General features: G+C 47.5%; 8 protein-coding genes and 1 tRNA gene. 1 reads left to right on the forward strand and 8 read right to left on the reverse strand.

Features of this window, described 5'->3' with window-relative positions:
* The 4 genes from BJP58_RS12405 to nrdR form a co-directional block, all read right to left on the reverse strand.
* On the reverse strand, nucleotides 1–4,674 hold the full coding sequence (locus tag BJP58_RS12405) for a toxin C-terminal domain-containing protein (protein WP_233355136.1): 4,674 nt from the start codon (nucleotides 4,672–4,674) through the stop codon (nucleotides 1–3).
* Between the two features lie 84 nt (nucleotides 4,675–4,758).
* Entirely contained in the window at nucleotides 4,759–8,484 is a 3,726-nt protein-coding gene (locus tag BJP58_RS12410; RefSeq protein WP_194544181.1) for a hypothetical protein, read from the reverse strand.
* Nucleotides 8,485–9,601: 1,117 nt separating this feature from the next.
* Nucleotides 9,602–9,674, reverse strand: a tRNA-Ala gene (locus BJP58_RS12415).
* A 176-nt stretch (nucleotides 9,675–9,850) separates the two neighbouring features.
* Nucleotides 9,851–10,324, reverse strand: coding sequence for a transcriptional regulator NrdR (gene nrdR / locus BJP58_RS12420; RefSeq protein WP_071218088.1), 474 nt, complete (start codon nucleotides 10,322–10,324; stop codon nucleotides 9,851–9,853).
* 149 nt (nucleotides 10,325–10,473) lie between these two features.
* Here nrdR and BJP58_RS12425 point away from each other — a divergent pair, with 149 nt between their 5' ends.
* Nucleotides 10,474–10,701: an alpha/beta-type small acid-soluble spore protein gene (locus tag BJP58_RS12425; RefSeq protein ID WP_053492022.1), complete on the forward strand. Its 228-nt coding sequence runs from the start codon at nucleotides 10,474–10,476 to the stop codon at nucleotides 10,699–10,701.
* Between the two features lie 68 nt (nucleotides 10,702–10,769).
* Here BJP58_RS12425 and BJP58_RS12430 read toward each other — a convergent pair whose 3' ends face one another.
* From BJP58_RS12430 to mutM, 4 genes are all read right to left on the reverse strand, one after another.
* Nucleotides 10,770–11,336, reverse strand: coding sequence for a lytic transglycosylase domain-containing protein (locus BJP58_RS12430; RefSeq protein WP_071218087.1), 567 nt, complete (start codon nucleotides 11,334–11,336; stop codon nucleotides 10,770–10,772).
* Nucleotides 11,333–11,932: a dephospho-CoA kinase gene (gene coaE, locus BJP58_RS12435; protein ID WP_194544182.1), complete on the reverse strand. Its 600-nt coding sequence runs from the start codon at nucleotides 11,930–11,932 to the stop codon at nucleotides 11,333–11,335. The genes BJP58_RS12430 and coaE overlap by 4 nt, the downstream gene beginning before the upstream one ends.
* A 9-nt stretch (nucleotides 11,933–11,941) precedes the next feature.
* Nucleotides 11,942–12,682 (reverse strand): MntP/YtaF family protein, encoded by a 741-nt coding sequence (locus BJP58_RS12440; RefSeq protein WP_194544183.1) that lies wholly within the window; start codon nucleotides 12,680–12,682, stop codon nucleotides 11,942–11,944.
* Nucleotides 12,683–12,804: 122 nt separating this feature from the next.
* Nucleotides 12,805–13,638, reverse strand: coding sequence for a DNA-formamidopyrimidine glycosylase (gene mutM / locus BJP58_RS12445; RefSeq protein ID WP_071218084.1), 834 nt, complete (start codon nucleotides 13,636–13,638; stop codon nucleotides 12,805–12,807).
* Nucleotides 13,639–13,764: the final 126 nt, after the last annotated feature.

Genomic DNA, 13,764 nt, shown 5'->3' on the forward strand with positions numbered 1-13,764 from the left:
TTAATCACCTATTCTTTCCAAGTTTCCATCATACGTGCCCATCCGTGTATCCTTCTTATTCAATGCCTCAGGTGATTTTGCCATTTTCCATACCCCCCCATTATGAGGACCACTACCATCACCACTGCCAATATCCTGACTGATATAGGTTTTAGTTTTCTTATTATAGTATATCCTTTCACCATTTTTAGCAGTGTAGTTCGTCGGTTCATAACCTAATTTCTTAGCCGCATCAGTAGATTGTTTTGTAGTCATCCGAACCCAAGCCTTAGTACTCTTGTTACCGGCACCGTTAGCAGGTAAAAATCCCATAGCAAGCAACGCAATATATTCCGCCTCTTTTGAAACCTGGTACTCATCTAATAACTGAGCTCTTGCCCAAGACGAAATGCCTGCATTATTAGTGTAAGGGCTTGTTCCCGTTAACAAGTCGAATAAGTAATTATAACGGTTTTCTCCCATGATAGATACAAAGTCGTACCGATCCCGTATGAAATCCTTGTATATCTTATAGTATTTGTTTTTTCTGTTGGATTTCGATTTTTCCTTGGCTTCATCGAGTAAATTTTTCAGTTCTACTTTATCCGAGGTTTCAAATGCAAAATGCCCACTCGGGTCAATATACCTCAACGGATTATTATGCACATACGTATATAGATTTTGGCTCAGTGGATTCGTCAAAGTCCCTTCATACGTATCCTCGCCCATAAACCGTGCCGTTCCCGGATCGTACCAGCGGGCACGCAGGTACTGCAGGCCCGTCGTATCATCCCAATACTCGCCGGCGTAGCGCATCACGTTCGGAACGGTTTCCTTGGTTTCAACTGGGCCACCCCAAATATCATAGGAGTAACTGTTTAGCTGCTTACCCTGCTCATCCACCAGACCGACAACATCGCCGTGACCGTTGAATTCGTAGTACTGCAGTTTGCCAGTTGCTCTATCTTGCCTTGCGGTTAACTGACCGTACAAGTCGTAGACATAGGCATAGGTAAGGGTAACATGGCTTCCGGTGACTTCCGCTTCTGCAATCAGTTTAGCTTCCTCGTCAAAGTAATAACGCGTCGTATCCGTGCCTTCCTTACGTTCATACAGCAATCCGTCGCCGTTGTAAGTGTAGCTGACTTCCTTGCCTTCTCCTGCGACCTGCGTTAAACGGTTCTGGCTGTCGAACGTATAATCTGCTTCCTTCAGGCCGAAAATCTTGCCGCTTCCCTGCTCCAGCCGGTTCCCGTTAGCGTCATACGTATAACTTAAATTCTTGTCACCTGATGTTTCCGTCTGAATCCGGTTCAGCGGATCGTAGGTGAATTGTCCTGACGTTCCGTTCTCCGTGCGGGAGATGATATTTTTGTTCGGGTCATAGCTATATCCGAATTCGTGCACGGATGTGCTTCCCTGCTGAACGGTTACGCCTGACAAGTCATATCCGTCATAGCTAAAACCGGTACTGAGCCCACTATCAAAGCTTCGGCGCTCCAGCAAACTGTTAGCCCCATATTCAAAGGTCATTCGATCCAGCGGAGAAGCTGACATCAAGGAAGGGCCACTGCTTCCTGTGCTGATATCCATCGCCGAGACCCGATTCATTTCATCAAGCTTAGAAGATATGCGAATGGATGCTCCGGCAGCGTCCGTCAGGATATATCCTATTTTCGACTGCGTATTATATTCATACGATACCCTGGTTCCGTCCGGAAACTCCAGTTCCTTCAGCGTCCCATCCTCAGGATTGTAAGAATACGTCGTCTTACCTGTTGGATCGGTCATACTGGTCCGGCGGCCTGCATCATCATAGGTGTAATTCACCGAGAAATCCGGTCCGCTCTTTGAAATAAGCTGATTCTCGGAGTCATAACCAAAGTTATAGATTTGGTTCTTACGGTCCACCACTTGCGTTACGTTGCTTCGGTTGTCGTACTGGTAGACCGTGGTTTGATTGGCCATATCAGTCTGGCTGATCAGGCGGCCCATCTCGTCATACGTCTTCGTTACTTTCTGTTGGTCGGGCAGCACAACCTGAACCAGATCACCAGCCAGACTATAAATATAGCGGGTAACCTCTCCCTTCGGATCCTTCACCGAGGTCAAGCGGCCCAGCACGTCGTACGTATACTCGGTGCGCTGCTGTTTGCCGTCAATGGATGCCGTCACCTGACCGAGCAGATCGTATTCCAGATGCTGAAGCGGCGTAAACCCTCCATTTTTCCACTCTTGCGTTGATATTGTTCTTCCCAGTACATCATAGGTTTCACGCTGTTTGTTTCCAGCAGCGTCGCTATACGTGGTTGTCCGTTCCACGACCTGATAATCCGTGCTGCTGCTGGTTCCATCAGCGTATACCGTTTTCGTGTTTCTTCCAAAAGCATCATACGTCAGGCTCGTTGTGTTGCCTTCGGCATCGGTCACTTCCGTCATGTTGCCTTCATCATCATATTCATACTCGTATAACGCATCATGCGTTTTTTCCTGCACCAGCAGCCCAAACGGATCATACTGCTCTGTCGTAATCACGCCGTCCGGTGCTGTCTGAGTGACGCGATTCAATGCGTCATCGAAACGAATGGTCGAAAGCGTGCCGTCACTGTATTCAAGCTGGGTGATTCTACCCCATTTATCATAAGTGTACGTTTGCACGTTTCCGTCGCTATCTCTCTGGCTTTTGAGCTGTCCTGTCGGCCAATATGAATAGTCCGTCGTAATTACGGATGACTGTGAGGCAGCGTCCTTCACGACCATGCTTTGGTTTGTCAGCAGATGACGTCCATACTCGGACTCGTATTTATACGTCTGTTCAATAAATCGTGAATCGTCCCTGACTTTGGTTTTTGTCCGGTTTCCATAAGTGTCGTACTCATACTCGGATTGAGCAAGCGGTGTTCCGCCCATTCCTTGCGACACGACCTCTTTCGTTACACTGCCCTGCACGTCATATTCCAGATGTGTAATCTGAGACTGCGTGTCGTTCATTTTGACGGTTACCTTGGAAGGTTTCTTCCACTCTGCTGTACCCGTCATATGCTGGTATTCATAGCTTGTTTCCTGGCCGGTGCTTGATCTCTCCGATGTGATTAGACCATATTCATCATAGGTATACGACGTGGAAACAGGCTCGGAAGCTGCACCATTTTGAATATATCGTTCTTGGATCTGCTGCGGTGCATTTCGTTTGTTCGTCTCATCGTAGGTATACTCTTCGATATAACTAACCGAATCTCCCGATTGGCGATAATCCTGCAAGTAGTGAAGCGCCGGACTGGAGCTTCCTTCAAAGGTACTGCTCAGCTTGTACGTTTCGGCCCATTTACTGCTGCTTACGGTCGTGGTCCAGTTCACATCTCGTCCGTAACGATTCAGGTCTTCACCCGTATACTCAAAGCTGCGGGAACCCAGTATTTTTTCACCCGATGTCGAACTGAATGTATCCTTGCGGGAGCTGACCTTAAACACATGCCTGGTGGCAAAATCTCCGATCTGTTTCAATGAGGCTTCATATTGAATATCGGTGATCCGGGATGTTGGGTATACGATACGAGTCAACAGAACCGTCCCGTCAGCTTCATGCTGTTCTGACTGGCCCACCAGCCCGGATAGGAAATTAAAACTCGACACCGGATGGTTGTACACATAAGTCGTACTTCGCGACATGGAGTCAATAACCTCTGCCAGAAGCGTGTAGCCTTCCTTCTGAACCTTGCGATATTCCACGCTTTGGTCCGTTCCCTCCAAAACCACAGAAAGACTCAATGTATGATGGCTGAATTGGAGAGTATTTCCTTCACTATTCGAAATCTGCTTTAATACAAGCCCCTCAGGCAGCTGATCGTATAAAAAGCTCACCGTGTTGTTATAGTGGTCTTTGATTTGTAGCAGATAACCTTGAGCATCAAAGTAGTAAACATAATCATTGAGAACTGTCAGTTTGTATTCACTTGGTTGTCCATTTACGGTTACGCTTTGATCCGTTCTCAGAGCCATGTCATTCCAGTTATACCCTACAATGTCTAATGAATCAGACAAGGCGTAGGAGCCGGCTCCAGGAAAATACAAATAACGTTTACCACCATGCTCTTCAATATGGGGGAGATCCCATCTCCAGCCCCGACCAATGCCGTAAGATGACTCTTCTCTTCGCATGCTAGTGTCATTCACGGCCTGTCCAGTTACCTCATCCTGTCGGATTCCGATCTCTTCGTTCGCCTTCGAGCTGTCGTATACCCGTGTTAATGAAAACGGGATCATACCCGGAAGCTCCAAATCCACGCTCGCATAATTTAAATCACCGGTAGCCATAGAGACCGAATCTTGACCGTAGCTGTTGAAGTAGGCCGACGAGTCGTCATGGATTCGTACCTGCTCAAGAGCCGCCTCGTCCACGCCGTTTGAATCTTCAGCCAAGCTTTTTAATGATGACACCACAGCCTTCTCATCATATTGCACAACATCCGGTACCTGTATATTGGCCAGAACGGTATCGGCTGCTTTTGAGCTCTTCTTGCCGCCCAGAGATGAGTATATCTGATACAAGGTATATCCATCCGCGATCTTTTCTTGAACCCAAGCGGTGTCTACACCATACTGCTGAGCCAACATCGGAATCGTAATCGCAGATGAAGAAATCTCTCTTGAATTGGCTGTTACCTTGCCGCTGTCTCCATATACCAGAGAGCCCATATTTCCCAATAGTAAACTTATACATAAAACAGTTATAAATCCTCTTTTGAACACATCGTCACCTCTATCGCATCTGATCTCGCATTAGAATGGAAATACCTTTTTGCTTCGCTTCGTTACATTGCCATTGTTGTCGTATTCATATAGAATCTCATCTCCCGTACGGAGAATCACTTTAGAAAGACGGTTATTTGAGCCATAGTGATACTTGTTTTCCGCGGCTAGAATCATTAGAGCAGAATTGATCACCCCTTCAAGAGCGGTTCCATCTTTCTCTATTAGCTTTAAATAGTAAACCTGGCCCGCTTTGAGCTCCCATTCCAAGACGGTGTAATCCCAACCATGCTCTCTCACCTGATCAACAGTCGTAGCCAGTTCATCAGTCAGTCCAGCATCAGCGTACAATGTCACTTGAGGCTCCTTCTCGAAATTCTTGCTCTCCTTGACAACAAATCGGTATAATCCATCCGCCTCCGGTTTAAATCGATAGTAGTTCTCTTGCTTCTCTTTTAGATCGATGTCCTCTGCTCTCCGTTCCACCAGGTCGATGAACTTGTCCGTCATTTCAGTAAAAATAAAGCTTCTGGATGGTCCTGCAAAAAGTACGCCTTGAGGTGAAGACACGGTCACTTCCAGACTTGCACCATTAGGCACGACTTGTTCCTCATCCGTTCCGGTTGCCTCCCTCAGAACGTTTCCGCTCGCGTCCAGCAGCCGATAATCATAATACCGGTCTGAGACAACAGATGCATCCGTCAGCAGCTTCGCCTCAAATTGGCCCGTATTCGTAAAGCTTCCCAGCTCTCCAGCAGCAAGTTCCTTCTTAAGTAACGCCTTCTCATCGCTGGCCTCTGCAGTAACTGGTATCGAATACTCATAGATAATGGACTCCGCTGAGGTTACAGTTACCACAACCACACCGCCCCCAGGAATGATAATCTCCTGATCAACGGAATTGATTTGAGCTTGTTCCGGTTTATTCCCCGGGCTGTATACTACATAATCGTAAAAGCTCTTTCCTTCAAGAGCGTTCGACTTCATCCGTTGACTGGTTGTTCCCGTGTTGGTAAAGATAACGCTCTCATGCTGTCTTACGGTTATCTTTTCTCCCACCGGCTCCTTAGCAGGTTCTGCCTGGAATAGTCGATATACGGCCCCAAACAAAACTTGACTGTCCGAAGAAACGGTCACGATCACCTTATTTCCAGGCGCAACGACAGGCTCAATGCTGGTACCTGTTCGACGATCGATTTCCTCGCCGGATCCATCATAGAGAACATAATCGAACGTACGGCCACCATTTACAGCCTTACTCACGATTGCCTTGTCGATCGTACTGATATTCGTAAATTGATAGCTCTGTCTCTGATTCAGTGTAGCTCTGTGGAATGCGGGTTCTGTGCTTGCTTCAACGGTAACATCGCCTGAGTACTCATAAAGAATCGGAACAGAAGAAGGATTCGTGATCACGATATAAGACTGAGACGTGACTTCAAGTTTCGAGGAAATGTTAAATCCGTCCGAGAGAAGCGTTCCATTAGAACGATACAGGGCATAATCCATAGAACCGCCCACGGTATCCGCATTGTGGCGAAGCTCAACATCAGGTCCATTGTTATAAAGAACATAGGATTCATTTGGATAGATTGTGAGATGCTCGACTACCTCGCCCGGATCATCTTGTCCGCGGAATACACGGTATAGACCACCGAAACTGACAGGTTCGTCTGAAGCCGTCGTTACGACTGCTTTATAGCCTGGAGGCACCTTAGGCTCCACCGTTACCCCCGTTCTTCGTGACTGTTCTGCTCCCGTTGCATCATAGATGATGTAGTCAAAGGTACGACCACCCGCCAAGGAAGCTGTACTGTCCAAATACTCGCTTTCCGTGCTGACATTGGTGAATGAGAAGCTTTCTCCCTTGGACAAGGTTACGCGCAGATAAGCAGGCTCTGTACTTGGCTCCACCGTAAAATCGTCCGTATAATCAAATACGATAGGCTGGGTACCGGCTACAGTGACGGTAGCATAACCTTGTTTCGGTACCTGGGGACTGGAGCTCCGGTTAAAGGCGTCCGAAGATCGACTGCCATCCGCTTTATACATGACGTAATCAAATATCCCGTTTACTTTACTGGCATTATTCATAATGGGATTAGACAATGTCCCATGGTTACGGAATATATAGGACTCCCCGGGATTGAGGGTAATCTGACTGATCGCCTCGTTAGGCCTACCACCGCCTTGGAACACGGTATAGATGGCACCAAAAGTCACCGGGTTATCCGACACTGCGGTTACAACTGCCTTGTTATTTGGATACACTTTGGGTTCAACGCTTGTCGCTAGTCCTCGCGAACGTTCAGTCCCATCTTCGTAATAAGTAACATAATCAAATAACCGACCGGACGAAGAGGAAGCGTCGCTGTCCAAATATTCGAGACTGCTACTAATATTCGTAAACTCGTAACTCTCCCCTCGATATAGAGTCACCCTTTCAAATGCAGGCTCCGCACTTCCTTCAACCGCAAAATCATCGGTATAATCAAACACGATGGGTGTATTTCCGATGTTCGAGACAATCGCGTATCCCAATGAAGGAATGCTCGGGCTCCCTTTTTGATTAAATCCACTTCTGTATATGGTATCGTCGGGATTATAAATGACATAATCAAATAAGCCGCCGACGTTACTTGCATCATTCCGGATGGGATTCGTAAGCGATCCATTATTATAAAAAACATACGTATCTCCCGGATAAACGGTTATCCGGCTAATGGCACTTCCTCCTGTGGGCCGTACATCAAACGTTCGGTATGGGACGCCGAATGTAACAGGTGTCGCCGTAACCATCGTAAGTACTGCGGTACGTCCTGCTGCAACACTAGGTTTATTTGACGTATTCGTTCCTCTTGAGTACTCAGTTCCATCCGGTAAATAAACCACATAATCGAAACGATCACTGGACTTGCCGTCACTTTCCAGCGTATCCGTCTTCGTGCTCACATTCGTAAATTGATAGCTTTGTCCTTGATTCATTATGATCCTCGTATACGCCGGTTCCGCACTGTACTCCCCGTTAAACATATCGTATGGAAACCCCACGGTAACCGGGTTGATCGTAGCCCCGGTAATAATGATTTCATTCCCTTCGCCTACCGCCGGCTTTGAGACACTGTTAAAATCAGAGCTGTCTAGTGTGCCGTCCGGAGTATATTCAGCATAATCGTAACGCTTCTCCTGGCTGCTGGAAGCATCGCTTTGCAGATTAAGGGACTGATTCCCCTCATTCGTAAAAATATAGCTTTCTCCCTGATGAAGTGTAATACGATGGAGTGCTGGTGTCGAGGATAAGGAATACGTCACTTCAGGAAAAATGGAGAACGTAACTGGGAACATCCCCGAGACCGTAATGATGGTGGTAGCTCCCTTTGTCTGAGAAACATTCCCGCCGTGATTCATATCCTCACCCGTAATTCTGCCATCTGCATTAAAAGTTACATAGTCAAACACAATTCCCTTTGAAGTTGACCCATTATTTGTAATGGACTTGGTTAAGGTGGACGTATTATAAAATCTGTAAGATTCGCCTGGGTATAAAGTTACCTCTCTTTTTTCTGCAAGCAATTCTACATTTGAATTATGATATACAGCATCCGTAACACTGGGCGGCGCCACTACTTCCGGTACCATCTCTTCTTCGTTAGGTTGCTGAACTCCCTCAGCTATTGATATGGACGGATTCCATCCGTTAAGACATAATGCAAATACCAACAGCCATGGAATCATTCGGTTTCTCTTAGACTTCACGTTCTCTGCCTCCTCTAGCAATATCATGAATCAGCCGCAGGAATTTTCCGTACCCCCTTCCACTACCTGGGACATCTTATAAATATCGGTATACTATATAGGCAGCTGAATAGGAATAATGGCTCTATCGCTCGACAAATTACGAGGTGGATCATGTCGATATTTGTAAAAAAAGCGCCCCCGGATCTGTTTCCAGACGCCGGGGGCGCTTATCGTTCATCCATTTATTCCATGTGTTCAAATACTTTGAATCTTCGGACATCCTGCAACGCCAACAACGTATGTTCATCGACTACATAGATTTCCGTGTCTTCCAACAGCTCGTTCAACTGATTTTCCACCCCTGTACCTTCTCGAGCTTTAATGTATATTCAGGCACTTTACCTTAGCTGTATTGTTTTACCGACAGGCTGCTCCAGACGGTTCCATTTGCCACTACAAAACCATCTCATCCAGCTCTCCACTTGTGTCTTATTACGTATGTTCAGTTGGTTCATGACTTTTTTTCACTGGAATGCCATCCAACTTCATTTCAATGGCTTTCTTCTTCATTTCTACCGGACAGCTGACTCTTGCTGCCAACGAAAAACACCTCCAAGGTTGTCTCCATATCTTACGACATGGTTGCATTCTCTTGAAGGTGTTTTTAATTTGTCTCACGCTATGGGGGCAGACTCAAAAGACTTGTGGGACGCTTTTTCTTTTTTTTCCAGGCAAATTCTCCCCGGATAAAGTTTCTGATACTTTAGACCTCAAGAACAGGCTTCTCGCCTGTAACCGGGGAAATCGCTACTGACCGTTGAAACTGCTGTTAAATCATAAGTAAAACGAACTGGCATGAAAACACATTAGAAATCGGAATAACAATTTAATTTTTCTGTTACGATACAACTTTCGAACGGTGCAGCCTTACTGAACCCCAGATCAGTCCGTTTGAACGAGTCAAAAAAACAGCGCCTCGAACCCCGACGCTGTAGGTGCTCATGACATAAAATGATTGCCCATTTTCATTATGTTCAATATTCGTCCCCAATTCGTCCCCAAGACCATTTATGGACAGTACTAAATACGTATTAAAAAAGCAAAAAACCCTTGAATATCAAGGGTTTTCTTATTATGGAGCCTAGGGGGATCGAACCCCTGACCTCATCGCTGCCAGCGATGCGCTCTCCCAGCTGAGCTAAGGCCCCGTAAGCGACTTCTATATCATATAAAAAATCAGCAGGCATGTCAACAGGTTTTTCACATTTTTTGATGACGTGCTGTATCCCTTTTACTTCTCTATATAATGTCACTTATCGATGATGAGGATGGGCTCCTTGAGAGCACCGGAAGAGCACCTGGATCACGCAGAACCCTGGTGCTCTTACAGCTCCTGACCGTCCGTATCCTTGGACAGTAGGCTTTTCAGTTCCTTCATAAACATATTGATATCCTTGAACTGCCGATACACGGACGCAAACCGGACGTACGCTACCTCATCGACCGGATACAGCCGTTCCATCAGAAGCTCCCCGATCTGGCGGCTCTCCACCTCTGCTGCTGCGGTATTGCGCAGTGCCTTCTCGACATCCGATACGATCATATCCAGCTGATCCACGGATACCGGACGCTTCTCGCATGCCCGGATCAAACCGCGGAGTACCTTCTCCCGGCTGAATTCTTCTCGGCTTCCATCCTTCTTCACAACAATCAGCGGCGTTTCCTCCACCATCTCAAAGGTTGTGAATCTCTTGCTGCACTGCTCGCATTCCCTGCGGCGGCGGATGGATTTATTCTCGTTGGCAGGCCTGGAATCCAGCACTTTCGTTCCGGCATAACTGCAATATGGACACTTCATAAAGTTATCTTCACTTCCTTTGTTTTCAGCGTATTTTAGCCTTAATGGCCCTAATGAAAAATTTACCAGCAAAACTTTTTTCTTTTATGTTATGAAAATGCGAAACCCGAGACATAATACTTTTACCAACCCAAGGAGGTGAACTTAACATGGCACAAAGCAACAACAACTCCAACAACCTGGTTGTTCCTCGCGCAAACGCTGCTCTTGAGCAATTGAAGTACGAGGTAGCTCAAGAACTTGGTATCTCCATTCCACAAGACGGATACCAAGGTAACATGACTTCCTACGAGAACGGTTCGATCGGGGGATACATCACAAAGCGTCTTGTAACCCTGGCCGAGCAACAATTGGCTGGTCAATTCTCCGGTCAATAATTGATTCTTCCTTAAAAAAGGAGTGTTGGACGGCTCGATGTAAGAGCCTGTCCAGCGCTCTTTTTTCGTTAAAAGCCGTCCTTATACACATCCGTATATTGATTATAATAATAAATCACGCGCTGTACATAGTGGCGGGTTTCCCCGATGGGAATACTCTTCACATTCTCGTAGGTTCCATCCCACATGCCCTTGTTGATCCAATTCTTGACGTTCCCGGGGCCTGCATTATAGGCGGCGATGGCGGCAATCGGGTTGCCGTCCATTTCCTTGTGCAGGTTCTGAATATACCAGGTGCCCAGCTGGATATTCGCATCCACTTCATTCTTTACGTTCAGCAGGTTTACCGATGGCAGCTTGGCCATTTCCATCGCCCAATTCGCCGTATCCGGCATCAGCTGCATAATGCCCAGGGCGCCTTTCTTGGACTCCTTACCCGGCTTGAAGTTCGTTTCCACACGAATGATGGATGCCACCAGGAACGGATCGACCTCATAGTATGCGGCATGCTTCCGTATTTCATCTTTATAATGAATCGGATACAGCAAGGTCATCCAGTTCGAGCTCAGATACAGAAGCGCTACAAAAGAGACAAACAGCAGAAGCAGCACTCTTTTTTTACGGAGCCACTTCATAGACTAACCAACCTGCCCCACAGGTTGTCCACCTGCTGCTGTGTTTCGGCCAATGTTCCGCTGTTATCGATGAGGATATCCGCCAGACGCTTCTTCTCCTCGATATCCATCTGACTGTTTAAACGCGCTTCTGCCGCTTCCCTGTTAAGATCATCGCGTACCATCAGACGCTCAAGCTGCAGCTCTCGCGGTACATAAACAACAGCGATCTGGTCAAGATAAGAATAATGCTCCTTGGCCTCAAGCAGCAGCGGAATATCCGCTACCACCAGCCGGTCGGGATACTGCCGCTCATACGCTTCCGTCCGTTCCCGGATTTCCTGCCGGATCGCCGGATGCGTGATCTCATTCAATACCGTTCTCTGCTCGGGATGATGGAAGATCACTTCCCCGAGTTTTTTTCGATTCAGCGTACCGTCCTCAAACAGGATCGCTTGTCCAAAATGTTCGGTCACTTTACCCAGCACCGGATGACCCGGGAGCATGACTTCCCGGGCGATGAGATCCGCATCGACGAGAAGTGCTCCCTTCATGGCCAACATGGAGGACACGGTGCTCTTGCCAGTTGCAATTCCTCCGGTTAAACCGATATTCATGACTTCACCTCATAACAGCTTCATTATACCCATGACGATTAACAAAAAAGCAGGCAAATAAGAGATAAAACGCATGCCGCCCTTGGATGCAAAACGTAAACCAACCCTCATGCCCAGCACCAGGAATATCCCGCTAAACAAGGAAACAACAGCCGCGGTACCTAACGGTGAGAAGCCCAGCATGGCGGCGCCAAGCCCTGCGCCGAACGCATCGAGCGATAACGCGATCCCGAGCCACATCGCCTCCCACGGGGAGATGCTGCCGGAGTCGTCCAGATCCGCCTTCGAGGGACTGCGGAGAATTTGAATGACAACCCCGGCCTTCGGAATCTCAAGAGAGAATACCGCCCGCTGAAGATGCACTTGACCTGCCGTGTTAACCTCACGTCTTGATTTCACTTGATGGTCAGATGCCTTCGTTTCCATAAGAGACTTCGAAATATCCTTACTGGAAACCGGCTGCACATCTGACTCGTTTTTTCTGCGAACTTGCTGATATAGAGACCATAAGCCCAGCAGAATCAAAATGGCGGCTCCGATCACAGACGCCACGGATGGGGATAAGAACCGCTGTAACAGCGCGCCCGCCTGCATGGAGGCGCCAAGCACCAAGCCGGAACATAGCGAGATGATCAATACAGACAGCAGCGGTATCCTTGTTTTGCGCAGACCGTATGTAACCCCCGCACCGAATCCGTCCAGGCTTAATGCCATGGCCAGCAGCGCAGACGAGAAAATATGACTGAGCACCCTTTTCCCTCCTCGTAAGCTCCACATCAAGCGGCTCATTCATGAAGAAGAGCAGCTCCATGCGCTCCACATATGTTCCACATTATATGTGTAGGGATAGGAATGGGTGCACGCCTATTGGATTACTTCTTAACCGGCTGACACTTCGGGCAGAAGTGGGTCCCCCGTCCGCCAACCACGATCTTATGAATCGGTCCACCGCATGTATGACACGGCTTGTCCTTCCGTCCGTAAATCTGATGACTATGCTGGAACATCCCCATTTCACCCTGTCCATTGACATAGGATTTAATGGAGGAACCACCCGCTTCTACGGCTTCGGACAGTGTATCCACAATGGCATGATACAATCGCTTGAGCTCAGCATCCTTCAGGCTGTTGGCGTTACGCTCCGGATGAATCTTGGCTCGAAACAATGCCTCATCGACATATATATTGCCGATGCCGACCACATATGCCTGATTCAGCAGCACCGCTTTAATCTTCGTTTTTTTGCTGCCGATGACTTCCTTGAAAGTTCCGAACGTAAACGTATCATCCAGCGGCTCATACCCCAGCTTGGCAAGAGGAGCATGCTGAAACTCTTCCCCCGTTGCAAAGAGATGCATCGTTCCGAATTGGCGTACGTCCTTATAACGCAGCTCCGTCCCGTCCGAGAAATGGAATATAACATGAGTGTGCTTCTCCACCGGCTCCTCGGCAGAGTACAACCCGTAACGCCCTTCCATCCGCAGATGCGAGACGAGCACCAGTCCGTCCAGCAATATCCTTAAAAATTTCCCGCGGCGCTCTACACCTTCCACGGTATGATCCTTCAACATAAACGCAAATGCCTCAATATCATCAGGACGCTGAATAATCCGCGGCAGATGTACGGATACATGATCTATATGCTTACCTTTAATCAATTGGTTAAGTGTTCGTTTCACCGTTTCTACTTCCGGCAATTCCGGCATAATGACTTCACCTCATCTCCCATTATACCGGAAGTTAGGACAGAGCGGGACCATGGTTTTGTGGAAAGGTATGGTGCATAATGCGCCCCTCTTCACGCCATGATCCCTATAAACGATTCTCTATCG

It is taken from the genome of Paenibacillus sp. JZ16 (assembly GCF_015326965.1).
Classification (GTDB): Bacteria; Bacillota; Bacilli; order Paenibacillales; family Paenibacillaceae; genus Paenibacillus_AQ.